This window comes from Cobetia sp. 5-25-4-2, assembly GCF_013374075.1.
GTDB classification, from domain to species: domain Bacteria; phylum Pseudomonadota; class Gammaproteobacteria; order Pseudomonadales; family Halomonadaceae; genus Cobetia; species Cobetia marina.
This window is the reverse complement of record NZ_BLWK01000013.1, coordinates 1-939: the sequence shown is the minus strand read 5'-3', so window position 1 is coordinate 939 and position 939 is coordinate 1. Positions and strand designations below refer to the sequence as shown.

The window sequence follows — 939 nt, the reverse complement described above, 5'->3', positions numbered from 1 at the left end:
AGAACGATGGCACTCTGAACTGGACCTTCGACAGCGCAAGCGTCGAAGGCGAAGCCTTCGATCACCTCGCCGTCGGCGGAAGCCTGGTGCTGGATTACACCGTGGTCGTCACCGACAGCCAGGGTGTGACTGCCGAGCAGGTTGTCACCATCACCATCAATGGCAGCAACGATGCGCCGGTTATCGCCCTCAAAGGCGATGACAGCGCGGCCGAGTCGCTGACCGAGACGGACGATACGCTCACCACCGCAGGTACGCTCTCCGTGAGCGATCTGGATACCACCGACGACGTGACGCCGAGTGTCACCGCGGTGGCCGCCGACGGCGATGTCGATGGCCTGACCAACGACCAACTGCTGGGCATGCTCAGTGTCGACGCCGATGCGATCATCGATGGTGTCAGCAACGACGGCACGCTGAACTGGACCTTCGACAGCAGCAGTGTCGCTGGCGAAGCCTTCGATCACCTCGCCCTCGGCGAGAGCCTGGTACTGGACTACACCGTGGTCGTCACCGACAGCCAGGGTGTGACCGCTGAGCAGGTGGTCAGCATCACCATTAACGGCAGCAACGATACGCCGGTCATTGCCATCGACGGCGACGACAGCGCGGTCGAGTCACTGACAGAAACCGATGCACCGCTGACCACCGCCGGCACGCTCTCGGTGAGCGATCTGGACACCACCGACGAAGTGACGCCGAGCGTCACCGCCGTGACCGCCATTGGTGACACTGATGGCTTGAGCAACGATCAGCTGCTGAGCATGCTCTCCGTCGATGCCGATGCGATCATCGCCAACACCGGGAATGACGGCACGCTGAACTGGACCTTCGACAGCTCAAGTGTCGCTGGCGAAGCCTTCGATCATCTCGCCGTCGGCGAGAGCCTGGTGCTGGATTACACCGTGGTCGTCACCGACAGCCAGGGTGTGACCGCTG

1 protein-coding gene is annotated in these 939 nt (G+C 62.5%); it reads left to right on the top strand.

Annotation, left to right across the window (positions count from 1 at the left end; translation table 11 throughout):
• The coding region (locus tag HXS65_RS17275; protein WP_218015111.1) for a VCBS domain-containing protein at window positions 1-939 on the top strand (939 nt) is incomplete at both ends.